Consider the following 23,173-nt stretch of genomic DNA (forward strand, 5'->3'; position numbering starts at 1 on the left):
TCGCGCCAGGAGGTACCTCGCGCGAGGCCGGTCCGGGGGCGTCGGCTACGCCCGTACGTCGGAAATCTAGGCTTTTTTGATGAGATCGGCGGCCTTGGGGATGGTGGCCCGGTCGTAGTCGAAGTAGGGGCGCAGCGCGAGCGGCGCCGCCGTCCGCCCCCACTGGTAGATCAGCCGCTGCGTCTCCATCGAGCCGTCGTGCCAGCGGCGCAGCACGTCGTGCAGGTTCAGCGGACTCGGCGAGGCTTCGCCGTCGCCGAGGAGAAAAGCCAGCTCCGGTACGGCGTCGGTCGGCGCCAGCACCCCGTCGCGCACCCGGCGCAACACGTCGAAGCACGCGTCGAACTGCTCCTGGGCACTGGGCAGATCCGGACAGAACGAGCCCGGCACCGGCCCCTGGTGCAGGCGGTCCAGCAGCGCCGGGTCGCCGGTCTCCAGGTACTGGTAGTACGTCCCGGCGACCCGGATGACGCCCAGGTTCCAGGCCAGGTACCACATCTTGGACCAGGCCCGCCACAGGTCGAAGTCCCGGAACGCGATGTACGACCCGGCGATCAGCTTGTCGTTGTTGTCGAGGATGCTCTGGTTGAGCGTGTCGAGGTAGGCGAACCGCTCGGCCGAGTAGTCGTCCGCCTCGCGCGCCTTCAGCAGCAGCGGGACGAACGCCTCGATCACCGCCATGGTGTTCGCCATCCCCCGGCTGAACAGGGCGTCGATCGCGCCGGCCGCGTGGCTCATCAGCACCCAGCGGTCACCGACCGTGCGCGACGAGGAGAACTGGGTGCGGCCGGTGGAGATCCAGCGGAACGCCGACGTGGCGTTCGCGAACTGGCGCTTGAGCGGCGGGAACCGGTCCAGGAACTCGGTCCACTCCTGCTCGGCGGAGACGCCCTCGCGCTTCGGGAACCGGTCCACGTCCAGGTTCAGGCCGACGCTGACCAGGTCGGACTCGCTGCCCTCGCGGTTGTCGAACGGGATCACCCACATCCAGCCGCCGTCGAACAGGTGGTGCAGGGTGCCCTCGTGCCAGAGGTTGGGCTGGCCCGACGAGCTCTCGACGGCGTCGTACGGCACCACCCCGCGCATGTGCGTGAAGATCGTCCGCGAGTTCGTCTCGAACCGGCACGGCTCCTCGCGCAGCCCGAACGTGTCGGCCAGCACCGAGGTGCGCCCGGTCGCGTCGATCACGTAGTCGCTGCGGAAGATCTCGCCGCTGTCGAGCGTCACGACGGCCTGATCGGGCTGGACGTCCACTGATTGGATTCGGACACCCTCGCGCCCGAGCGCGCCGTATTTCAGCGCGGCGAGATACAGGTATTGATCGATGTCGGCGCGCATCAGGTGCGACTCCGGCCCGAACGGCCCCTCGGAGACGCTGCACTGCGTCACCTCGAACGGGTCGTGCTCCTGCCCCTCGTGGTGGTAGACGAACCCGAAGTTGGTCTTGATGCCGCACCGCTTGCTCGCGTGCTCCAGGATGCCGCCGCTGGTCGACACGTGCGCCAGCTCCGGCACGTCGTAGCGGGCGGCGAGCAGCCGCAGCAGGAACGACGTCTCGCCGATCGTCGACTCGCCCAGGGCGAACCGCGGGTGCCTGGCCGCGTCCACGATCGCGACCGAGAGGCCCAGCCGGGCCAGGATCGCGGCCACCGTGCTGCCACCGATACCGCTGCCGAGGACCGTTACGTCGACGCGGGTGTCCATATCTGCTCCACCTTCCGATTGTTCGTCGAGCGGCCCCGGCGCTCCAGCAGGCTGAGCAGCGGACCGGTGGCCAGGGTCGTGATCACCGCATTGATCACGAGGATCGTGTAGAGCGTCGTGGTGAGCAGGCCGGCCGCCGCGCCCACGGTCAGCACCACGAGCTCGGTCAGCCCGCGCGTGCTCAGCAGCACGCCCAGGGTCAGCGCGTCGCGGCCGCCCATCCCGGTCAGCCGGGCCGGACCGGCCGCGCCGGCGATCTTGCCGACCATCGAGACCACCACCGCCGCGCCCAGCACCCCGGCATCGCGCCAGGTCAGCGCGGAGAGATCGACGCCCAGGCCGGCCACCACGAAGAACGCCGGCAGCAGCAGCCCGGTGCTCAGATCCGCGGCCCGGGTCACCACCAGGTCCACGGTGGCCCGGTGGCGGGGCAGCGCCAGGCCGACCACGAACGGGCCGAAGATGCTGTGCAGGCCGATGCTCTCGGTGAACCAGGCGGCCAGCACCGCCGCGACCAGGACGCCGACCAGCAGCGCGCGCGGCGACACCCGGTCGAGCGTCCCGCGCCGCTGCAGCGCGGCCAGCCCCGGGCGTACCGCCAGCAGCACGACCAGGACGAACGCGGTCACCAGGGCGAGCATCACCCACGGCCGGTGGGTGCCGTGCCCGGCCAGCGCGATCACCGCGGCCAGCCCCAGCCACGCCACCACGTCGATGATCGCGGCGCAGGTCATCGCGATACCGCCGATCCGGGTGCCGGACATGCCCCGGTCGCGCAGGATCCGGGCCAGCACCGGGAACGCGGTGATCGCCACGGCGACGCCGACGAACAGCAGGAACGGCAGGCGACCGGCGGCCACCCGGTACCACGGCCAGACGACCGCGGCGAGCAGCACGCCGAGCACGAACGGGAGCACGGTGGCGCCGGCCGCGATCGCGCCGACCGTCCGGGCCCGGGCCACGACCTCCACCTCCAGGCCGACGATCAGCATGAAGATGACCAGGCCGAGCTGGGCGATCAGGTTCAGGTAGGGCCGGGCGTCGCTCGGCAGCAGCACGCCGCCGAACTGGGCGGCGGCGATCCCGGCCACGATCTCGCCGACCACCGGCGGCTGGCCGAGCCGCTCGAACAGGAAACCGCCGAGGCGCGCGAGCAGCACCACGATCGCCAGGCTGAGCAGCACGTGCGACAGGACCGCGCTGGTCACGTCGTGCGCCGCCGCTCGGCGACCTCGTGGGAGTACTCGACACCCGCCTTCGCCTGGGCCGCGGCCATCGTCCGGCGGGTCAGGCCACCGGACTGCAACTCCTGCTCGTACGCCTTGATCCGGGGCCAGGTCGCCGCGGTGAAATACGGGATCACCCGCCGGGCGAACAGCTCGTAGGACCGCAGCGTCGCCGCGGTGTCCGCGATGTCCGACTGCTCGATCAGGAACGTCCCGAAGCCGCCGCTGAGCTCCCACATCTTCTCGATGTGCCGGATCGCCTGCTCCGGCGTCCCGATCACCGCGGTGCCGGTGGTCATCAGCACGTCGATCACGGCATCCGGATCCTCCAGATCCACCGGGACGTTCATCGGCAAAATCTGACGGACAAATTTGATGTACGCCGTGAGGCCGTGCCGAACCTCAGCGCGCGCCTGCTCCTCCGTCGGGGCGACGTGCAGCAGGCTCATCACCGACCAGCGGCTCCGGTCGAACCGCAGCCCGACCTGCTCCGCCTCGGCCTGGGCGATCCCGGCCGTGGTGCGCAGCGGGTTCTCCGAACCGGTGCCGATCGCCGCCGACGCGCCGAACGAGACGATCCCGGCGCCGAACCGCCCGGCGAGCCGTGGCCCGGCCGGCGACTTGAACGCGGCGACCCGGACGTCCAGGGGCCATTGGTACGGCCGGAGGTGCATCGTGGCCTGGTCGAGGTGGAACCAGTCGGTCTTGCGGGTGACCGGGCCGTCGTACCGAAGCAATGCGGTTATCGCTTCTAAAGCTTCTTCCATCATCCGGCGCGCCTGCATCGGATCGTGGCCGATCATGCTCGCGTCCAGCGGCAGCGCCCCGGAGCCGACCCCGAAGATCAACCGGCCGCGGGTCAGGTGATCGAGCTGGATGATCCGGTCCAGCAGCAGGAACGGGTGGTGGTAGGAGAGCGTCGCGACCCCGGTCCCGAGCCGGATCCGGTGCGTCCGCTGCGCCGCCGCGGCGATCATCAACTCCGGCGACGCGATGATCTGCCAGCCGCCGGAGTGATGCTCCCCGAACCAGAACTCGTCGAAACCGAGCCGGTCACAGTGCTCGGCGAGGGCGAGGTCCCCCTCCAGTTGCAGGGTGGGATCCTCGACCGGGTTGTGGAACGGAAAGGTCAGCGCTCCGAACTTCATGCGTGGCCCCCTACCTGCACGAATTAGGCCCACTGTAGACGTTGATCGCCATGCATGCAGGACACGTTCGCGTCCCGCGCGACAATTGCCTGGGTAAGATCAGGTCTGTGCGTACCGGCGACGGATTCTCCCTGGCGGTTCAGGTCAGTGGGCGGGATGACGGGCCGGTGCTGCTTCTGCTGTCCGGGCAGGCGAATTCGCATGGCTGGTGGACCGGGCTGCGGGAAGCGTTCGAGGATCGGTTCCGGGTGGTCACGTTCGACTGGCGGGGGACCGGGGGCAGCCGCGGGCCGGTGGAGGAGTGGACCACGCCGTGGTTCGCCGACGACGCGGCGGCCGTGCTTCGCGGGTTTCCGACGCCGGCGGCCGTCTACGGCACCTCGATGGGCGGCCGGGTCGCCCAGCACCTCGCCGCGAACCATCCCGGGCTGGTCGACCGGCTCGTGCTCGCCTGCACGTCGCCCGGTGGGGAGCACGCCCACGAGCGCACCCCCGAGGTGCGCCGCCGGCTGGCCGCCGGGCGGGCCGGCACGCTGCGCGAGCTGTTCTACACCGACGCGTGGGACGGGCACAGCCATCTGTTCGGTGACCCGACGATGAGCGCCGAGGAGAGCCGCGCGCACCTGCGGGCCAGCAACCGGCACGACGCGTGGGACGTGCTGCCGCTGATCCAGGTGCCGACGCTGGTCCTGCACGGCACCGACGACCTGATGGTCCCGTCCGCGAACGCGCCGCTGCTGACCGGGCGGATCCCGGGCGCGGTGATGCACCTGCATGAGGGCGGCCGGCACGGGTTCTTCGACGAGTTCGCCGGCGACGTCGTGCCGGTGATCGACGATTTCCTTCTAGGTTAGTTCGTTTGGGGAGTGGCAATGACCAGCATCGACCTCGGTGGGAAGACCGTGAACCGGCTCGGGTACGGCGCGATGCGCATCACCGGGCCGGGCATCTGGGGCCCGCCGCGCGACCACGACGAGGCGATCCGGGTGTTGCGCCGCAGCGTGGAGCTCGGGGTCACGTTCATCGACACGGCCGACTCGTACGGTCCGGATGTCTCCGAGAATTTGATCTTCGAGGCCCTGCACGACGGCACCGGCTACGGCGACGTGGTGATCGCGACCAAGGGCGGCTTCACCCGGCACGGCCCGAACATCTGGGCCGCGGTGGGCCGCCGGGAGTACCTGCGCCAGTGCGTCCTGATGTCGATGCGCCGGCTCGGCGTCGAGCAGCTCGACCTGTGGCAGCTGCACCGGATCGACCCGCGGACGCCGCGCGCGGAGCAGTTCGCCGAGCTGCGCGCGTTCCTGGACGAGGGCCTGGTCAAGCAGGTCGGCCTGTCCGAGGTCAGCGTCGAGGACGTCGAGGAGGCGCAGGCCGCCGGTGTCCCGGTCGCGTCGGTCCAGAACCGCTACAACCTGGGCGACCGCCGGGCCGAGGACCTCCTGGACTTCTGCACCGAGCAGGGCATCGCGTTCATCCCGTGGGCCCCGGTCGACGCCGGCAACCTGGCCCGCCCGGGCGGCCCGCTGGAGAAGGTCGCCGCGAATCACCCCGGTGTCAGCACCGGTCAGCTCGCCCTGGCATGGCTCCTGCGCCGTTCTCCGATCGTGGTGCCGATTCCCGGCACGTCGACGGTCGCGCATCTTGAGGAAAACCAGGCTGCGGCCGGGGTGCGCTTGTCCGACGAGGAATTCGAGACGCTGGCCAAGGCCGCCTGAAAACCCGATTTCGACGGTACGGACGGAAACCGCGTCCCGTGGCGGCCCCGCCGGAGGCCGGCACGGGACGCGAGCCGGGTCAGCGGTAGGTGAGCAGCCGGGGTTCGGGCTCGGTGTGGGTGTGTTCGTTGAACGTCGACAGGGAGAGGCCGCTGCGGCCGGAGATGACCTTGGTGACGCCGGTGTTGACCGAGACCCGGTTGAACGACGCCCACAGGGTGGCCAGCGTGGGAGCGGGAACGGCCGGGCCGGCGGTGATCAGGGCGGTGGCCATCGCGATCGGGCCGCCGGAGCTGACCGTCAGGATGTCGCGGTGCTCGGGCAGCAGGGCGGTGACCGATGACAGTGCCTCGGCGATCCGGGTGCGGAACGCGGTGAACGACTCGGTGTAGTCCGCGTCGTGGGCGCCGGCCGACCAGCGGAGCGTGGCCTCGTCGAAGACCTGCTGGAACGCTCGGTCCGGGCGGTCCGACAGCGCCAGCTCGGCCATCATGGCCGACCGGTCGCGGTAGGCCGGGCGGTGGATCTCGACCACGTGCTGGAAGTCGAACTCGTTCCAGCCCGCGTCGGTGATCATCGGGACCGGGCTGCCCAGGCCCTCGAGGATTCCGGACAGGGTCTCCTCGTGGCGGCGCATCGTGCCGCGCAGGACCAGGGCCGGCTTGATGCCGCGGGCCGCCAGCGAGCGGCCCAGCACGCGGGCCTGCTCGTGGCCGAGCGGGGAGAGCGCGTCGTAGTCCTCGGCGCCGAACGACGCCTGGCCGTGCCGGACCAACAACAGACGAGCCATTCTTCAGACCATCTTTCGTACGGCGGAGAGCGGCAGGACTTTCATCGCGAGACCGATCGGGAGCCAGGGCCATGCGGGGACGTACGCCTTGACTTTTCGTTTCTCGATGGCCGCGACCATTTTCCGTACGCCGAATTCGGTGTTGACCATGAACTTGGTTTTCTGGGACACCCGCGAGTTCATTTCCGAGCGGATGTAGCCCGGATAGATGACCGAGACGTCGATGCCCGGAATGCGCTCCGAGCGCACCCCTTCGGCGATCGCCGCCACGCCCGCCTTGGTCGCCGCGTAGGTGGTCATCGACTTCCGCATGCCGCGGAGCGCGGACATCGACGAGATCAGGACGAGGTGGCCGCGGCCCTGGGCGCGGAAGATCTGCAGGGCGGCCTCGGTCTGGGCGAGCGCGCCGACGAAATTGACCATCGCGGTGGCGCGGTTCGCGTCGAAACGGCCGGTGCCGAGGGGCGCGCCCTTGCCGAGGCCGGCGTTGACGACGACCCGGTCGATGCGGCCGAATTCCGCCGCGAATTCCTGGAAGACGGTGAACACGGCGTCGTCGTCGGTGACGTCCAATTCCTTGACGATGACGCGGACCTCCGGAAGGGCGGCCCGCAATTCCTGGAGGCGGTCGATCCGGCGGGCGCAGAGCGCGAGGTCGTAGCCGAGCGCGGCGAACTGGCGGGCCATCTCCTCGCCCAGCCCCGCGCTCGCGCCGGTGATCAGCACGACGGGTCGATCGGTCATCCCGACACGGTAGGGCACCGCCTGATGATCTTGCACGCCGAGTGCGTAATTCCGGCGCGTAGGGTCGGCGTATGCCGACGATCCCGGAGCTGCCCGGCCTCGATCTCGTGGACGACCCGGACGTCCTGGCGAGCCTCAGTCACGACGACGCCGAGTGGGCGCCCTACGGAAAAGCGCTGGCCGCGGTGCGTCCGCGGACCACCGGGCAGGTCCAGCGGATCGTCGCCGCGTGCGCCGCGGGGCAGATCCCGATCATCCCGCGCGGCGCCGGGACCGGCCTGTCCGGCGGCGCGAACGCGGTCGACGGCGCGATGATCGTCGATCTGTCGCGGATGAACCGGATCGTGGAGATCGACGCCGAGAACATGACCGCCACCGTGCAGCCCGGCGTGATCAACGACGACCTGAAGGCGGCCGTCGCCGAGCACGGCCTGTGGTATCCGCCCGACCCGGCCAGCGCGCCCTGGTCCACGATCGGCGGGAACGTCGCGACCAACGCCGGTGGACTTTGCTGCCTGAAGTACGGCGTGACCCGCGACTACGTGCTCGGGATGGAGGCGGTCGTCGGCGGCCCGGCCGGCGACTACGGCACGGCGGTCCGCCTCGGCCGGCGCACCACCAAGGGCGTCAGCGGCTACGACCTGGCCGGCCTGTTCACCGGCTCGGAGGGCACCTTCGGGATCATCACCGAGATCACCGTACGGCTGCGCCCGGCCCGCCGCGAGGCCCCGCGCACCGTGGTCGGCGCGTTCGCCAGCGTCGTCGCGGCCGGCGAGGCGGTCGCCGCGATCACCCGGGCCGGCCTGCTCCCGGCCGCCCTGGAGCTGCTCGACCGCACCTGCCTGCGCGCCGTCGAGGACTGGAAGCACCTCGGCCTCGAAGCCGACGCCGCCGCGCTGCTGCTCGCCCAGCTGGACACGCCCGGCCGGGCCGGCGACGAGGAGGCCGCCGCGGTCGCCGAGGTGTTCCGCGCGGCCGGGGCGTCGTGGGCGGAGCGGTCCACCGACGAGATCGAGGCCGAGGCGCTGTTCGCGGCGCGCCGGCTGGCCTATCCGGCGCTGGAACGGCTGGGCCCGGTGCTGACCGAGGACGTCTGCGTGCCCCGTTCCCGCGTACCGGAAATGTTGTCCTTGATCGAAAAGATTGCGGCGCGGCACGGCGTCACCATCGCCACGATCGCGCACGCCGGCGACGGCAACCTGCACCCGCTGATCCTCGCGCCGGCCGGGAACGACGATGCCCGCCGCGCGGCCCAGGCCGCGTTCGAGGAGATGCTGACCGCGGCGATCGCGATGGGCGGCACGGTCACCGGCGAACACGGGGTCGGGCTGCTGAAACGGGCCGGGATGCGGCAGGAGCTGTCGCCCGGGGTGCTGGCCATGCAGATCGCGGTCAAACAGACGCTGGACCCGCTCGGCCTCTTCAACCCGGGCAAGGTCATCGGCTGATCACCCCCGGTTCGGCAGGCAGTATCGTGACGCCAGCGTCGATGGAGGTCACGGTGGTCTGGAAAGGTTTCTGGCGGGCGGTCGGCTCGATCCCCGGGTTCACCCCGGTCGCCAAACGGACGGTCACCCTCGACCGCTGGCTGAGCCGGGTCACCAAGGGCCGCGTCGTGGCGCTCGGCATGGCGCCGAGCCTGCTACTCACGACGGTCGGCCGCAAGAGCGGCCAGGAGCGAAAATCGCCTTTGCAGTACGTCGCCGACCAGGGCGCCTATGTCGTGGTCGGCTCCAACTGGGGTGGCCCGAACGCGCCGGGATGGGTCCACAACCTGCGGGCGAAGCCGGCGGCCACCATCACGATCGGCGGCCGGGACCTCGCGGTCGAGGCGCAGGAGGCGACCGGCGACGAGCGCGAGCGGCTGTGGCAGCTGTTCGTCGACCAGTGGCCGGGCTACGCCCGCTACCGCGAGCAGGCCGCGCACCGCACCCTGCGGATCTTCCGCCTGGTGCCGGTCACAGCCCCGCGATAGTCGCCGGGGCCCGTTCGGCGCGGCTCAGCGCGCGGAGCACGGCCGGCTGACCGTGCCGGCGCGCCGCCAGCCGGCAGAGCACGCCGGTCACCGCGTCGAAGGCGGCCGGTGGGAACTCCGGGGTGTCCGCGCCGATGCTCACGGCCAGGTCGTCGCAGTGCACGACCAGCTCCAGCAGCCGGGTGACCAGGTAGTCGTCGAGGGACAGCGTCCACGGCCCGAACGGCAGCTGGACCACCCGGTCCGGCGGCTCCTGGGGCAGCCGCCGGCGCAGCTCCGCCAGGGCGTTCCCGGCGGCGGCGAGCAGGGCCGGCGCGCCGGCGGCCGCCTGCTGCCGGGACGCCTCCTGGATGTACGTGCTGTCCTCGCTGTCGAGGTCGCCGCCGACCCACGTCGACCGGGCGAAGTGCTCCGGCAGCGCGACCCGCTCGTCGGCGACCGGCGCGTCGAGCACCGCCGGGAGCTGGGTGACCTGGTCGACGAGATGGGCGGCGAGCCCGCCGATCCGCATCCGGGGCAGGGCGCTCGGCGCCGCCCAGCCGTCCGCCACCCCGGGACGGGCCAGGAGAGCGATCATCGCCGCGGTGGATTCGAGGAAGTCGTCTCTGATGCTCACCACTCCAGTCTGGACACGGCGGGAACCTGGCAGAGTGGTGGGGGTGAATCTTGCCGAGGGCGCCGGTCTGCTGCACCGGCTGACGTCGTACGTGCCGGACCGCGAGTGGGACGTCCCGGTCGACGATCCCCGGGTGCGGCACGACCTGGTCCCCAATGATCCGGACACGCTGCCGCCGCCGGTGAAGACGTACCCCAATGATCTTGAGGTTTTGATTTTGCCGCAAGAACTGCCCGATCCGGGGGTGAGCGCGACGGCGGTGCTGGCCGGCGTCGCGGCCCCGGCGCGGGTGCTGGACGTCGCGCAGCTGGGCCGGCTGCTGTTCCTGGGGGCCGGGGTGGTCCGGACCGGCGAGCGCAACGGCCGCCGGATCCTGTACCGGGCCGCCGGATCGGCCGGGGCCCGCTTCCCGCTCGAGGTGTACGTCAGCGCGCGCGGCGTGACCGGCGTCCCGGACGCGGTGTACTGGTACGACGCGGTCCGGCACGCCCTGGTCCGGATCGCCCCGGCCGCCACCGGCGAGGTGACCACGCTGATCGTGACCGGCGTGCCGTGGCGGACCGGCTGGCGGTACGCCGAGCGGGGCTGGCGGCACCTGTACTGGGACGCCGGGACCGTGCTGGCCCAGCTCTCGGCCGCGGCGGACAGCGCGGGCCTGGCGCCCCGGCTGCGCTCGCTGTTCCCGGACGCGGCGGTCCGGAACCTGGTCGGCGCGGACGGCGTGCACGAATACCCGCTCGCGCTGCTGTCGCTGGGCGACGGCGGGCCGGCGATCGGTGCGGCCGGCCCGGCGATCACGGGGGAGTTGCCCGAGGTGGAGCTGCCGCTCTGCACGGTGGCGCAGCGCGCCGGCGACCGGGACAGCCTGGGCGAGCCGTGGCCGGTCGGGCCGGCGCTGGCCGAGGTGCCGCCGTCCGGCTCGCTCGACGAGGTGGTCCGGCGGCGGGGCTCTCAGCGGCGGATGGACCGGTCCGGGACGCTGACCGCCGAACAACTGCGGTGGCCGGTGGCCGCGTCGCTGCGCGGGGTGCCGGTGCCGCACTGGGTCGTCGTGCACGGCGTCGACGGGGTCGAGCCGGGCCTGTACCGGTGGCCGGACCTGGACCGGCCGGTGCGGGCCGCCGGCCTGCGCGACGAGCTGCTGCGGATCTGCCTGGACCAGGCGCTGGCCGGCGACGCGGCGTACGTGGTGATCGCGGCTAGCCCGCTCGACGGCCTCGACGATCGGGGCTACCGCGACGCCCAGTTGGCGGCCGGGCTGGTCGAGGGGCGGTTGCACCTGGCGGCGTACGCGCTGGGGGCCAGCGCCTCCGGGATGACCTTCCTCGACTCGGAGGTGCCGGACCTGCTGGGCGAACCGGCGGAGCTGGCCGCGCTGCTGTTCACCTGCGTGGGCGTGCCGGAGTACCGGTCCCGGCCGGGTGGGGGGCCGGGCGCCCCGGTCGCCGTCCGCTCGGTCGTTCCGCGTCTCGGCAGCTCCTGACACCGGGGCCGGTTTCCGGCAGACTGCCCGGATGATCGTCGAACCGGATCCGGACGCCCTGCGCGCGGCGCTGCTCCGGGAGAGCGGCCGCCTGGTCGACCGGGTCCGGTCCAGCCCGCACCTGGACGGGCCGGCGCCCGGGCTGGCCTGGACCGCCGGCCAGCTGGTCGCGCATCTCTGCGTGGTCTACCGGGCGTTCGCGCTGGCCGTGCGCGGGGCCGACTACGGGCCGGACATCCTGGCGAACCTGGGCAGCGGGCACACGCTGCCCGAGGTGGTGGCGTCGACGAACGCCCGGGCCCTGGCGGTGGTGTCGTTCCCCGGTCCCCGGGAGGCCGCCGACGGGCTGCGGGAGTGCGCCGACGAGCTGATCGCCGCGCTGGACACCCGGCCGGACCTGCGGGCCGGCCGGGCCGCGCCCTGGTACGGGCCGGACGTCACCCGGACGGTCGGGACGCTGGCCGCGCTCACCGTCAGCGAGAGCGTGGTGCACGGGTACGACCTCGCGCGGGCGCTGCGGATCCGGCCGTGGCTCGACGAACGGTCCGCGGCGGCGGCCGCCCCGACCGTGATGAGCGAGATGCTGCCGCTGCTGGTCGACCCGGCCGGGGCGCGGGGCTTCAGCGGGACCTTCGAGGTGCGGATCCGGCGGGCGCCGCGGTTCGTGCTCCGGGTGGACGGCGGCCGGGCCGAGAGCGCTGTGCCCGGTGGTGGGGACGTCGACTGCGTGCTGTCCATGTCCGGGTGCGCCGCCCTGTTGCTCGGCTTCCGGCGGCGGCCGTTGTGGCGGGCGCTCGCCTCCGGGGATGCCGTGGCCTTCGGGCGCCGGCCCTGGGTGGGGTTGCGCTTTCCCGCGCTGTTCCAGCTCCCGTAGGGCTGCGGGCCGACTCAGTCGGTGTGCACCACGGTGAGCGCCCAGCCGGAGTTGTTGTAGGCGACCCAGGCCGGCGGCAGATCCGGATACCGGGAGACAGTGGAAGATGGATACGTGATCGGTGACCGGTGGGGTGTGACGGACAGCGAGATGCTGCGTCCGTATCCATGCGACGATTTTGTCGTCTCGCCCACCGTGCAGGCCTGGCGGGGAGTGTCGATCGAGGCTCCTGCCGCGGCGGTGTGGCCGTGGGTTGCCCAGGTGAGACTTGCGCCGTACTCCTATGACTGGATCGACAACCTCGGCCGCCGCTCACCTCGACAGCTGACCGGCCTTCCCGAGCCTCAGGTCGGCGAAGCGTTCACCACGGCGGGCGGGCGGAAAACCGGCACGATCGTCGCGGTCGACCTCGGGGAACAGCTGACGGGCAGCATCATGGGCGCCTACATGTCGTACGTCCTGGTGCCCCAGGAGCACGACATGACGCGTTTGTTGCTCAAGGTCGTGATGCGGACGAACCGTTGGTTGGCCCCCGGGCTGTCGATCGGGGACCTGGTCATGGCTCGACGGCAGTTACTGAACCTGAAGCAGCTCGCCGAACGTCAACACCACCAGGGCGATGCCCCGGAATGAAGATCAAATGGCGCTCATCGGCAGATCCGGATGGGGCTATCGCCGGCTGGGCTCGTCTTGCGGGTGGGTTCCGTCTCGAAGGGCAGCCGCGAGCAGGTTCCGACTCTCTTCGTCGAACGCGACCAGAAGGACTCTCTGGACGGCGGTAGGTGTCGACCGGATGGTGTCGATCGCGATGCGCGCGGCGTCGTCTGCCGGGTAGCCGTAGACGCCGGTGGCGATCGTGGGGAAGGCGATCGTCCGGGCCTGTAGTTCGTCGGCGACCTGCAGGCTACGCCGATAGCAGGCGGCCAGGATGCCGGCCTCGTCGTAGCCGCCGCCCTCCCAGACCGGGCCGACAGTGTGGATGATGTGTCGCACCGGCGGGTTCAGGTCGAAAGCGGGCGTGGCTTTCGCATCGCCCGGGTCGCAGGGGGCGATGGCCGCGCCGGCTTGTGCCAGTCGCGGACCGGCGGCCCGGTGGACGGCGCCGTCGACCCCGCCGCCACCGAGCAGGGACTCGTTGGCGGCCGTCACGATGGCGTCCACCTGCTGATGAGTGATGTCGCCGAGAATGACTTCGATGCTGGCCATGACCGATAGTGGCACTACCGCGTCTGCCCCGCCGATGGGGGAGGGCAACAGGAGAGAGTCGCCGCACGCAAGCAAGCAGTGCCGGAGGGCCGCTTGAGCTTACGGGCAAGCCATGCGGCATGTGGTCATGATATTGCGAGGGAGATCTGGCTCGAGACTTATGGGCTGGTGGGCGTGTAGATGAAAGGCCAGCCGTCCCCGTCGTACGCCAGGGAATTGATCCCCAGGTAGGACGCGCCGCTGTCCGCGTAGTAGTGGTAGATCAGCAGGTCGCCGAGGACGGCCTCGTGGCCCGGCCCGTGGATGCTCCCGTGCCCGGCGACGACCTCGGTCCCGCCGCCGGCCGTCATCGGTGTCCCGTCCCGGTCGGCGAACGGCCCCTCCGGCGAGCTCGCCCGCCCGACCATGGTCCGGTACGTGCTGGCCGCCCCCTTGCAGCAGGCGTCGAACGAGACCCACAGGTAGTAGTAGGACCCGTGCTTGACCAGGTACGGCGCCTCGATCGCGGTGTCGCCCCGGCCGGCCAGGCCGATCATCGTGCCGCCCCGGCGCAACCCGGTCGACGGGTCCAGCCGGATCTGCTTGATCCCGGTCCAGAACGAGCCGAACGTCAGTCGCCAGCCGTCGTCATCGACGTACAAATTAGGGTCGATGGCATTGAAATCGTCGCTCCTGGCGCTTTCGACGACCAGACCGCGGTCGATCCAGGAGCCGGACTCGCCGGTCGGGCTGGTGGCCAGGAAGATCGCCGAGTGGTTCGAGCCGAACGACGAGGCCGAGTAGTACATGAAGTACTGCCCGTCGTGGTAGGAGATGTCCGGCGCCCACAGGTCCTTGTTGTCCGCGGTGTAGGGCTTCGTCCACGGCGTCCCCGACGGAAACGCCGGGCCCGCGGCGGTCCAGGTGGAGAGATCCGCCGAGGTCTTGAGCGGGATGTTCGCCCCGGTGACCGCGAGCAGGTAGCCGCCTGCCGGCGTCCGGGCCAGGGACGGGTCGTGCGCATTGGTGTCGCCGAGGACCAGGATCGGGTCCGGGTAGGCGGCCGGCCGGACGGGTGCGGGTGGCGCCGCCGTGCATGCCGAGAGCAGGAGCAGGGCGGCGGCCAACGCGATGCGGGACATGCCGCACGATGCTAAAGAGGATTTTGCAGCGCTGCAATATCCTCAGAACCGGTCGAACTTGGCTTCCAGGTCGACCGGGGCGGTGCTCGCCGGGCTGAGCGCGGGCGCCGAGTTCTCGTTGTAGGACGCCCAGTTCCCGCCGCCCCGGTTCGCCGGCCGGCCGCCGCCGCGCGAGGACACCGGCATCGCCACCGTCCGGTGCGCGCCGCCGATGTGGAAGAAGTCCATCAGCGCGGTGAGCTGCGCGGTCTGCGCGGACATCTGCTGCGCGGTGGCGGCCAGCTCCTCGCTGGACGACGCGGTCTGCTCGGTGACCTTGCCGATCTGGGACATCGCGATGTTGATCTGGCGCACCCCGGTGGACTGCTCGCCACTGGCGGCGGCGATCTCCTGGACCAGATCCGACGTACGGATGATGTTGGGAATCATCGTGGAGAGCAGGTCGCCGGCCTTCTCCGCGGTCTGCACGCTGCCCGCCGCCAGCTCGCTGATCTCCTGCGCGGCGATCTGACTGCGCTCGGCCAGCTTGCCGACCTCGGTCGCGACCACCGCGAAGCCCTTGCCGTGCTCGCCGGCCCGGGCCGCCTCGATCGTCGCGTTGAGCGCCAGCATGTTCGTCTGGAACGCGATGTCGTCGATGATCGCTATCTTGCTGGTGATCTCCTTCATCGCCGCGACGGTCTTCTGCACCGCGTCGCCGCCCTCCTGGGCCTCGGCCGCGGTGTTCGTCGCGATGCCCTCGGTGGCCGATGCGTTCTCGCTGTTCTGCCCGATCCCGGCGGTCATCTGCTCGATGCTCGCGGTGGTCTCCTCGACGCTGGCGGCCTGTTCGGTGGCGGCCTGCGACAGGCTCTGCGACGCCCCGCTGATCTGGTTGGAGGCGCTGTTGAGCTGGGCGGCCGACTCGACGACGGTCGACACGGTCTCGCTGAGCCGGCCGAGCGCGCTGTTCAGGGCCTCGCCCATCCGCCCGACCTCGTCCCGGCCGTGCACGGTGACCCGCTGGTCGAGGCGGCCCTGGGACAGCCCGGTGAGCACGGCGACGGTCTCGTTGAGCGGTCTGGCGACGGCTCGGATGATGAACTGGACCACGGCGAACGTCAGGATCAGCGCCACCACGATCAGGACGATCATCACCATCCGGGCGGTCGAGTACGCGTTCGCCGAGTCGGTGATCGACGACTTGGCCGCCGTGTCGTCCTTGGTGATCAGGTTGTCGACCGCCGCGTTGATGCTGTCCGCGATCGGGTTCACCTGGTCGCTGACCACCTTGTTGAACTGGGTCAGGTTGCCCGCCACGGCCAGCGGCCGCAGCTTCTCGGTCAGCAGCTTCTTGTACGCCGTCCAGTTCGTGGTGAACGACTCCTGGTCCGTGTCGCCGGTCGCGGTGGCCGCGAACGACGTCCACACCTGGTCCATGGTCGTGACCGAGGTGTCCAGCCGGGTCAGCGCGGCGTCCATCGCGGTGCCCTGCCCGGACATCGCCACGCTGCGCAATGCCAGGCGGACGTCCCGGTAGTCGGAGGCGACCTCGCCGAGCAGCCGTACGTCGTGCAGATTGCTGTTGTAGAGGTGGGACAGGCGGTCCTGGGTGCGGCTGAGCTGTACCAGCCCGACCACTCCGAGGACCACGAGCAGGGCGCAGACCATTCCGGCGAGCGCGCGCAACTTCACCGCGATCGGCATGTCCCGGAAGGCGAACCGGCTACCAGTTTCCGACGAGTCAGCCACCGCGCCAGCGTATTCAACCGGATGCCGGACGTATGCGGGAAAGCAGTTTCCCCTGGAAAACCGGCCGGGATCGTGGTTGGTCTGATCGAATGACGCAGGTGAACACGGTCACCGAAGCGGGGCGGTATCTGACCTTCACCCTCAACGGCGAGGCGTACGCGCTCGACATCTTCCACGTCACGGAGATCCTCGAGTACCGCGCGCTGACCGTGGTGCCGATGATGCCGGACTTCATCCGTGGCGTGATCAACCTGCGCGGGCGGGCGGTGCCGGTGATCGACCTGGCCATCCGGTTCGGCCGGGGGCGTACCGAGATCGAGCGGCGGACCAGCATCATCATCGTGCACGTCGAGGATCCGGGGCTGGCCGAGATGGCCGAGCTGGACGGCGACGACAAGAGCATCACCGACGGGCAGGACATCGGGGTGCTGGTCGACTCGGCGTCCAAGGTCGTGACGCTGCAGCCGGACGACATCGAGCCGGCGCCCGCGTTCGGCGCCGGGATCCGCGCCGACTACATCAGCGGGATGGCCCGCCGGGACACCGACTTCCTGATCCTGCTGGACATCGGGCACGTGCTGTCGATCAGCGACATGGTCCGGCTCAGCGAGATAGCCCAGCAGCCGGTCCAGTCGTGATCGCCTCGGAGTCCTACTCACGGTCGATCAGCCGGGCCGACTTCCAGTACATCACCGGGATCCTGCACAAGCACGCCGGGATCCGGCTCGCCGACGGCAAGGAGGCCCTCGTCGCCAGCCGGCTGGACAAGCGGATCCGGGCGCTGGGGCTGGGTGGGTACTCCGAGTACGTACGCCTGCTGCAGGACCGCGCCGGGGAGGCCGAGCTGCGGCAGATGGTCGACCTGCTGACCACCAACGAGACGTTCTTCTTCCGCGAGGAGCAGCACTTCGAGTTCCTGCGCCGGGAGGTGTTGCCGGGGCGGCGCACCGGGCGCACGTTCCGGCTGTGGAGCGCGGCCAGCTCGACCGGGGAGGAGGCGTACACCGCGGCGATGGTGCTGGCCGACGCGCTGCCGGCGGGCACCTGGGAGATCGTCGGCACGGACATCTCCACCCGGGTGGTCGAGGGGGCCCGGACCGCGCTCTACCCGATCGCCGCCGCCGAGAAGATCCCGCGTCAGCTCCTGCGCCGCTTCTGCCTGAAGGGCCGTGAGGAGTACGAGGGCCTGATGACGATCACCCGTGAGCTGCGCGCCAAGGTCCAGTTCCACTGCATGAACCTGCAGGAGGACGTCAGTCACCTGGGCCGCTTCGACGTGATCATGCTGCGCAACGTGATGATCTACTTCGACGTCGACACCAAGCGGACCCTGATCGGCCGGCTGCAGGAGATGCTGCACCCGGGCGGCTATCTGATCATCGGGAGCTCCGAGTCGCTGAACGCGATCCCGTCCCGGCTGCGCATGGTGCAGCCGTCGATCTACACGGCGGACGGCGAAGGCCGTGCCTGACGTGCACCTCAACCCCGGCGACTACCACTTCGGTGACGCGAGCACCCGGATCCACACCGTGCTCGGCTCGTGCGTCTCGATCACCATGTGGCACGCCGGGCTGCGGATCGGCGGCATGTGCCACTACATGCTGCCCGGCCCCTGCCCGCGGGAGGATCCCCTGAACTCGCGGTACGCCGACGGCGCGGTCCGCCGATTTCTCCGGGACGTGCGCCGGTCAAGGACCAGCCCGCCCCAGTACGAGGTGAAGATGTTCGGTGGCGGCCAGCAGTTCCCGCAGCTGATCGTGCCGGCCGCGCTCGACGTCGCCAACCACAACATCAGCGCCGGGATCACCCTGTTGGAACAACAGAACTTCGCGATTTCGGTACGGGAGTTGGGCGGCACAGGCGCACGACGCCTGATCTTCGACCTGGCCACCGGCACGGTGTGGCTGCGAGCCGCGGCGGCGACCGCGTGACGGGGCCGATCCGGGTGCTGATCGTGGACGACTCGGCGGTCGTCCGGCAGGTCCTCGCCGCCCGCCTGCGGGAGAACCCCGGCATCGACGTGGCCGGCGCCGTCGCCGACCCGATCTTCGCCATGGAACACATGAACAAGTCCTGGCCGGACGTGGTCGTCCTGGACCTGGAGATGCCCCGGATGGACGGCCTCACCTTCCTCAAGAAAATCATGGAGGTACGGCCGACGCCGGTGGTGATCTGCTCCACGCTGACCCAGCGCGGCGCCGAGAAGTCGATGGAGGCCCTGTCGGCCGGCGCGGTCGCGGTGATCGAGAAGCCGCAGAGCGGGCTGAAGAAGTTCATGGAGACCGACAGCGGCGACATCGTGGCCGCCGTCCGGGCCGCGGCCGCCGCCGGTCAGCGCCGCCGCACGCCCGCGACCCGGGCCGCTCCGGTGCTGGCGACGCCGTCCCAGCCCCGGCCCCGCTCGCAGGCCACCCCCGCCGAGCGCCTGATCGCGATCGGCACCTCGACCGGCGGCACCCAGGCCCTGGAGGTGGTGCTGACCGCGCTCGCCCCGGGCGGCCCCGGCGTGGTCGTGGTCCAGCACATGCCGGAGAAGTTCACCGCCGCGTTCGCCGCCCGCCTCGACACCATGTGCCGGGTCCGGGTCAAGGAGGCACGCGACGGCGACCCGGTGCTGCCCGGGCACGTGCTGATCGCCCCCGGCGGCCGGCACCTGGAGGTGCAGCGGTTGGACACCCGCTTCCGGGTCCGGGTCTTCGACGGCCCCCCGGTGAACCGGCACCGGCCGTCGGTCGACGTGATGTTCCGCTCGGTGGCGAAGGTGGCCGGCGCGGACGCGGTCGGCGTGATCATGACCGGGATGGGCGACGACGGCGCCCGCGGACTGCTCGAGATGCACAAGGCCGGCGCCTACACCGTGGCGCAGGACGAGGCGACCTGCGTGGTCCACGGGATGCCCCGGGAGGCCGTCGCGCTCGGGGCCGTGGACCGCGAGACGCCACTCTCCTCGATCGCGGAGGTGATCCACCAGCATGGCTAACGTTGTGATCGCGGCGGTCGCGCTGGCCGTCGGGGTCGGTGTCGGCTACGCGTTGCGCAGCCGGCAGGACCCCGCTCGGCCGACCGGCGCCCTACTGCCACCGGACGGTCAGGCCCAGGACCTGACCCGCTTCGCCGGTGCGATGACCCCGGTCTGGTCGGCGCAGATCGATTCATCGCGTACCCAGATGGAAACCGCCGTCGGGCAACTCACCGAGACCTTCGCCGGCATCGTGGAGAACCTCGACACGGTGCTCACCTCGTCCAGCGGCGTGCTCGACGACGGCCAGGGCGGCGTCTTCGCCCGCAGCCGCGAGCGCCTCGGCGAGGTGGTCGGCACCCTGGACAGCGCGCTCACCGGCAAACGCGAGGCCCTCGCCGAGCTGCACGACCTGCTCAGCCTCAACGAGGAGCTGCGCCAGATGTCCGGGGAGGTCACCCGGATCGCGTCGCAGACCAACCTGCTCGCCCTCAACGCCGCCATCGAGGCACAGCGCATCGGCGAGGCCGGCGCCGCGTTCGGCGTGGTCGCCTCGGAGGTCCGCCAGCTCGCCGACCGCTCGCAGAACACCAGCGTGCGGATGGTCGAGAAGGTCGACAAGGTGGCCCAGGCGATCTCCGGCGTGCTGGTCACCCAGGAGGCCAGCGCCGAGCACGAGGGCACCGCGGTCGCCCACGCGCACGGCGAGGTGCAGGCCGTCCTGGACGATCTGATGGGCATGCTGTCGAAGATGCGCGAGTCGTCGCAGGGTCTGGAGCAGGCCGCCGTCGGCATCCGCGGGGAGATCAGCGAGTCACTGGTCAACCTGCAGTTCCAGGACCGGGTCAACCAGATGCTGGAGCACCTGCGGGACAACATCGGCCGGTTCCCGGACGTCGCGCAGGCGGCCGCCACCGGTACCGCGCCGCTGGACGCGCAGGTCCTGCTCGACGAGCTCGCCGCGCGCTACACGATGGCCGAGGAGCACCAGGCGCACCAGTCCGGCTCGGCCACCAAGGTGAACGAATCCGAGATCACGTTCTTCTGAGGGGGACGACCATGGCCAAGACGATTCTCATCGTGGACGACTCCGCGTCGGTGCGGCAGGTCGTCAGCATCGCCCTGAAAGGCGCCGGCTACGAGGTGATCACCGCCAACGACGGCAAGGACGCGCTCAGCAAGATGACCGGCGTACGCATCCACCTGATCATCTCGGACGTGAACATGCCGAACATGGACGGGATCACGTTCGTGGCCGAGGCGAAGAAGCTGCCCGCCTACAAGTTCACGCCGATCATCATGCTCACCACCGAGTCCCAGGACGACAAGAAGAAGCAGGCCCAGGCGGCCGGCGCGAAGGCCTGGGTGACCAAGCCGTTCCAGCCCGACCAGATGCTCAGCGCGGTGTCGAAACTGGTCGCGCCGTGAGCGACCCGGCGCTGCGGCGGTTCGCCTTCGACGACGAGCTGACCATCGTCACCGCCGCCGAGCACCGCGAGCGTCTGCTGGCCGCACTGGGCGACGGCATCGGCGTACGTCTCGATCTGTCCGGAATTTCTGATCTTGACACTGCCGGGTTGCAGGTTCTGCTTCTGGCGCGCAACGAGGGCGCCCGCCTCGGCCTGCCGGTGGAGTTCACCGAGCCCAGCCCCGCGGTGGCCGCGGTCCTGGAGCTGACCAGCCTGGAGTTGTGATGAGTCTCGACGACAGCATGCGCGAAGCGCTCGACATGTTCGTGACCGAGGCCCGCGACCTCGTGCAGCAGCTCGAGGAGGGCATCCTCGAGATGGAGGGCCAGCCGCCCGGCGGCGACGCGGTCAACGCGATCTTCCGCGCGGCGCACACCGTCAAGGGCTCGGCCGGCCTGTTCGGGCTCTCCGACCTGGTGTCGTTCACGCACGTGGTGGAGACCGTGCTCGGCTCGGTCCGGGAGGGGCAGCTCCCGGTGACCGCCGGGCTGGTCAGCGCGCTGCTGCCGTGCGTCGACCAGATCTCGTCGCTGATCGAGGGGATCGCCGAGGGCCGGCTCGAACCGGACGCCGCCCAGGCCGCGTCCGGCGCCCGGCTGCTCGACGGCCTCGCCCCGTTCCTGGAGGGTGGCCCGGCCGTCGCGGCCCCGGCCACCGCCGCCGAGACCGTCGCGACCGAGACCGCGTGGCACCTCGACCTGCGCTTCGGGCCGGACTGCCTGCGCAACGGCATGGACCCGCTGTCGTTCCTGCGCTACCTGTCGTCGCTCGGCGAGGTCACCGGCGTCACGACCGATACCGATCGGCTGCCCGAGGCCGCCGCGATGGACCCGGAGACCTGCTACCTCGGCTTCACCGTCGACCTGGTCAGCGCCGCGCCGAAGGGCGAGATCGAGGCGGTCTTCGACTTCGTGCGCGAGGACAGCGACCTGCGGATCACCCCGGCCGAGAGCAGCCTGGACGCGTACGTCGCGGCGATCCGGGCGATGCCGGAGAACGACCGGATCGGCGACGTGCTGGTCACCAGCGGCGCGGTCACCGAGCAGGAGATGGCCGAGGCGCTGCGGGTGCAGCAGGAACGCGCGGTCCGGGAGAAGACCCAGCCGGTCCCGATCGGCGAGATCCTGATCGAGCAGGGCATCGTGCCGCGGGCCATCGTCGACGCCGCCCTGTCCAAGCAGCGCCGCACCACCGAGACCCGCTCGTCGCAGGACACCCGCACCATCCGGGTCGACGCCGGCCGGCTCGACAAGCTCATCGACCTGGTCGGCGAGCTGGTCATCGCGCAGTCCAGCACCGGCGTCACCGGCGGCGGGGTGAGCGAGGCGCAGAGCGAGGTGATGCGCCTGGTCGACGAGGTCCGGCACAGCGCGCTGTCGCTGCGGATGGTCCCGATCGGCACCACCCTGCGGCGCTTCGAACGGGTGGTCCGGGACGTCTGCATGGAGCTCGGCAAGGAGGTGTCCCTGGTGATCACGGGAGGGGACACCGAGATGGACAAGGCGCTCGTGGAACGGATCAGCGACCCGCTGCTGCACCTCGTACGCAATAGTCTTGATCATGGTATTGAGCAGGCGGCGGAACGCCGCCGGCACGGCAAGTCGGCGCACGGGACCCTGCGCCTGAACGCCTACCACGACGCCGGCAACATCGTGATCGAGGTGACCGACGACGGCCGGGGACTGGACCGGGACCGGATCCTGGCCAAGGCGGTGGAACGGGAACTGATCGCGCCGGACACCGTGCTGCCCGACACCGACGTCTACAACCTGATCTTCGAGCCGGGGTTCTCGACCGCCGCGACCGTCTCCAACCTGTCCGGCCGCGGCGTCGGGATGGACGTGGTCAAACGCAACGTCGGCGCGCTGCGCGGCAGCATCGAGGTGGAGACCACCCGGGGGATCGGCACCACGATCCGGATCCGGCTGCCGCTCACCCTGGCGATCATCGACGGGTTCCTGGTCGGCGTCGGGCCGTCGTCGTTCATCGTCCCGCTCGACCGGGTCACCGAATGCGTCGAACTGCCGCCCGCGCAGCTCGGCCGGGAGTGCATGAACCTGCGCGGCGAGGTGCTGCCGTTCATCCGGCTGCGGCAGCTGTTCCACATCCCCGGCCCGCCCGCGCGGCGGCAGAGCGTGGTGATCGTGGAGCAGTCCGGGCAACGGACCGGGCTGGTGGTGGACAATCTGCTGGGCGAGCTGCAGACCGTGATCAAGCCGCTCGGGGTGCTGTTCAGCCGGGTCAAGTGCGTGAGCGGCTCGACGATCCTGGGGAACGGGGAGATCGCGCTGATCCTCGACGTCGGCCCGCTGATCGCCGACCACTCCGACCGCGAACAGACCCGGCAGGCCGCGGTCACCCGGGAGCCCGGGGCCCTGGCCGCCGTCGGCCAGTAGGTTCCCCTGGGGA

At 70.8% G+C, this 23,173-nt stretch carries 24 protein-coding genes; 15 read left to right on the top strand and 9 right to left on the bottom strand.

Annotated elements, in window-relative coordinates:
• Positions 1–66: 66 nt before the first annotated feature.
• From L3i22_RS26080 to L3i22_RS26090, 3 genes are read right to left on the bottom strand one after another with little or no spacing between them, the layout of a single operon-like run.
• Positions 67–1,704, bottom strand: a complete 1,638-nt coding sequence (locus L3i22_RS26080) for an NAD(P)/FAD-dependent oxidoreductase (protein ID WP_221329573.1) — start codon at positions 1,702–1,704, stop codon at positions 67–69.
• On the bottom strand, positions 1,683–2,912 hold the full coding sequence (locus L3i22_RS26085) for a cation:proton antiporter (protein WP_221329574.1): 1,230 nt from the start codon (positions 2,910–2,912) through the stop codon (positions 1,683–1,685). Before L3i22_RS26085 ends, L3i22_RS26080 begins: the two co-directional genes overlap by 22 nt.
• Positions 2,909–4,078, bottom strand: a complete 1,170-nt coding sequence (locus tag L3i22_RS26090; protein WP_221329575.1) for an LLM class flavin-dependent oxidoreductase — start codon at positions 4,076–4,078, stop codon at positions 2,909–2,911. Before L3i22_RS26090 ends, L3i22_RS26085 begins: the two co-directional genes overlap by 4 nt.
• Before the next feature lie 107 nt (positions 4,079–4,185).
• On the opposite strand from L3i22_RS26090, the gene L3i22_RS26095 reads away from it, so the two are divergent.
• A complete protein-coding gene (locus L3i22_RS26095; protein ID WP_255658605.1) occupies positions 4,186–4,932 on the top strand; it encodes an alpha/beta fold hydrolase in 747 nt (248 codons plus the stop codon).
• A gap of 18 nt (positions 4,933–4,950) precedes the next feature.
• Positions 4,951–5,796 (top strand): aldo/keto reductase, encoded by an 846-nt coding sequence (locus L3i22_RS26100; protein ID WP_221329577.1) that lies wholly within the window; start codon positions 4,951–4,953, stop codon positions 5,794–5,796.
• A gap of 79 nt (positions 5,797–5,875) precedes the next feature.
• Here the strand turns inward: L3i22_RS26100 and L3i22_RS26105 are convergent, their stop codons facing one another.
• Positions 5,876–6,586: a histidine phosphatase family protein gene (locus tag L3i22_RS26105; protein ID WP_221329578.1), complete on the bottom strand. Its 711-nt coding sequence runs from the start codon at positions 6,584–6,586 to the stop codon at positions 5,876–5,878.
• 3 nt (positions 6,587–6,589) lie between these two features.
• Positions 6,590–7,330 (bottom strand): SDR family oxidoreductase, encoded by a 741-nt coding sequence (locus L3i22_RS26110; RefSeq protein WP_221329579.1) that lies wholly within the window; start codon positions 7,328–7,330, stop codon positions 6,590–6,592.
• A 71-nt stretch (positions 7,331–7,401) separates the two neighbouring features.
• Between L3i22_RS26110 and L3i22_RS26115 the strand changes: the two genes are divergently transcribed.
• Both L3i22_RS26115 and L3i22_RS26120 read left to right on the top strand, forming a co-directional pair.
• Positions 7,402–8,778, top strand: coding sequence for an FAD-binding oxidoreductase (locus L3i22_RS26115; protein ID WP_221329580.1), 1,377 nt, complete (start codon positions 7,402–7,404; stop codon positions 8,776–8,778).
• Positions 8,779–8,819: 41 nt separating this feature from the next.
• Complete coding sequence (locus L3i22_RS26120; protein WP_221329581.1) at positions 8,820–9,305, top strand: nitroreductase/quinone reductase family protein; 486 nt, start codon at positions 8,820–8,822, stop codon at positions 9,303–9,305.
• On the opposite strand, the gene L3i22_RS26125 is transcribed toward L3i22_RS26120, so the two are convergent.
• Positions 9,289–9,921 carry a maleylpyruvate isomerase N-terminal domain-containing protein gene (locus L3i22_RS26125; RefSeq protein WP_221329582.1) on the bottom strand — a complete coding sequence of 211 codons (633 nt, stop codon included), beginning with the start codon at positions 9,919–9,921 and terminating at the stop codon, positions 9,289–9,291. The two genes, L3i22_RS26120 and L3i22_RS26125, sit on opposite strands and share 17 nt — an antisense overlap.
• Positions 9,922–9,964: 43 nt before the next feature.
• On the opposite strand from L3i22_RS26125, the gene L3i22_RS26130 reads away from it, so the two are divergent.
• From L3i22_RS26130 to L3i22_RS26140, 3 genes are all read left to right on the top strand, one after another.
• Complete coding sequence (locus L3i22_RS26130) at positions 9,965–11,404, top strand: hypothetical protein (protein WP_255658606.1); 1,440 nt, start codon at positions 9,965–9,967, stop codon at positions 11,402–11,404.
• A gap of 31 nt (positions 11,405–11,435) precedes the next feature.
• Entirely contained in the window at positions 11,436–12,278 is an 843-nt protein-coding gene (locus tag L3i22_RS26135; protein WP_221329583.1) for a maleylpyruvate isomerase N-terminal domain-containing protein, read from the top strand.
• 114 nt (positions 12,279–12,392) lie between these two features.
• Complete coding sequence (locus L3i22_RS26140; protein WP_221329584.1) at positions 12,393–12,911, top strand: polyketide cyclase; 519 nt, start codon at positions 12,393–12,395, stop codon at positions 12,909–12,911.
• A 36-nt stretch (positions 12,912–12,947) separates the two neighbouring features.
• Here the strand turns inward: L3i22_RS26140 and L3i22_RS26145 are convergent, their stop codons facing one another.
• From L3i22_RS26145 to L3i22_RS26155, 3 genes are all read right to left on the bottom strand, one after another.
• Entirely contained in the window at positions 12,948–13,484 is a 537-nt protein-coding gene (locus L3i22_RS26145) for an O-acetyl-ADP-ribose deacetylase (protein ID WP_221329585.1), read from the bottom strand.
• A gap of 158 nt (positions 13,485–13,642) precedes the next feature.
• Positions 13,643–14,605 carry an arabinan endo-1,5-alpha-L-arabinosidase gene (locus tag L3i22_RS26150; RefSeq protein ID WP_221329586.1) on the bottom strand — a complete coding sequence of 321 codons (963 nt, stop codon included), beginning with the start codon at positions 14,603–14,605 and terminating at the stop codon, positions 13,643–13,645.
• 42 nt (positions 14,606–14,647) lie between these two features.
• Positions 14,648–16,336, bottom strand: a complete 1,689-nt coding sequence (locus tag L3i22_RS26155) for a methyl-accepting chemotaxis protein (protein ID WP_221329587.1) — start codon at positions 16,334–16,336, stop codon at positions 14,648–14,650.
• Between the two features lie 89 nt (positions 16,337–16,425).
• Here L3i22_RS26155 and L3i22_RS26160 point away from each other — a divergent pair, with 89 nt between their 5' ends.
• From L3i22_RS26160 to L3i22_RS26195, 8 genes are read left to right on the top strand one after another with little or no spacing between them, the layout of a single operon-like run.
• A complete protein-coding gene (locus L3i22_RS26160) occupies positions 16,426–16,974 on the top strand; it encodes a chemotaxis protein CheW (RefSeq protein WP_221329588.1) in 549 nt (182 codons plus the stop codon).
• Positions 16,971–17,807 carry a protein-glutamate O-methyltransferase CheR gene (locus L3i22_RS26165; protein WP_255658607.1) on the top strand — a complete coding sequence of 279 codons (837 nt, stop codon included), beginning with the start codon at positions 16,971–16,973 and terminating at the stop codon, positions 17,805–17,807. Before L3i22_RS26160 ends, L3i22_RS26165 begins: the two co-directional genes overlap by 4 nt.
• Positions 17,800–18,267 carry a hypothetical protein gene (locus L3i22_RS26170; RefSeq protein WP_221329589.1) on the top strand — a complete coding sequence of 156 codons (468 nt, stop codon included), beginning with the start codon at positions 17,800–17,802 and terminating at the stop codon, positions 18,265–18,267. The genes L3i22_RS26165 and L3i22_RS26170 overlap by 8 nt, the downstream gene beginning before the upstream one ends.
• Complete coding sequence (locus L3i22_RS26175; RefSeq protein ID WP_221329590.1) at positions 18,264–19,316, top strand: chemotaxis response regulator protein-glutamate methylesterase; 1,053 nt, start codon at positions 18,264–18,266, stop codon at positions 19,314–19,316. The genes L3i22_RS26170 and L3i22_RS26175 overlap by 4 nt, the downstream gene beginning before the upstream one ends.
• The gene (locus tag L3i22_RS26180; protein ID WP_221329591.1) at positions 19,309–20,343 is read left to right on the top strand and encodes a methyl-accepting chemotaxis protein; all 1,035 of its coding nucleotides are present in this window, start codon (positions 19,309–19,311) and stop codon (positions 20,341–20,343) included. The genes L3i22_RS26175 and L3i22_RS26180 overlap by 8 nt, the downstream gene beginning before the upstream one ends.
• A gap of 11 nt (positions 20,344–20,354) precedes the next feature.
• A complete protein-coding gene (locus L3i22_RS26185) occupies positions 20,355–20,723 on the top strand; it encodes a response regulator (RefSeq protein WP_221329592.1) in 369 nt (122 codons plus the stop codon).
• Positions 20,720–20,989 (top strand): lipid asymmetry maintenance protein MlaB, encoded by a 270-nt coding sequence (locus L3i22_RS26190; RefSeq protein ID WP_221329593.1) that lies wholly within the window; start codon positions 20,720–20,722, stop codon positions 20,987–20,989. Before L3i22_RS26185 ends, L3i22_RS26190 begins: the two co-directional genes overlap by 4 nt.
• A complete protein-coding gene (locus L3i22_RS26195; protein WP_255658608.1) occupies positions 20,989–23,160 on the top strand; it encodes a chemotaxis protein CheA in 2,172 nt (723 codons plus the stop codon). Before L3i22_RS26190 ends, L3i22_RS26195 begins: the two co-directional genes overlap by 1 nt.
• The last annotated feature ends 13 nt before the right edge of the window (positions 23,161–23,173 follow it).

This window comes from Actinoplanes sp. L3-i22 (assembly GCF_019704555.1).
In the GTDB taxonomy this organism is placed as follows: Bacteria; Actinomycetota; Actinomycetes; order Mycobacteriales; family Micromonosporaceae; genus Actinoplanes.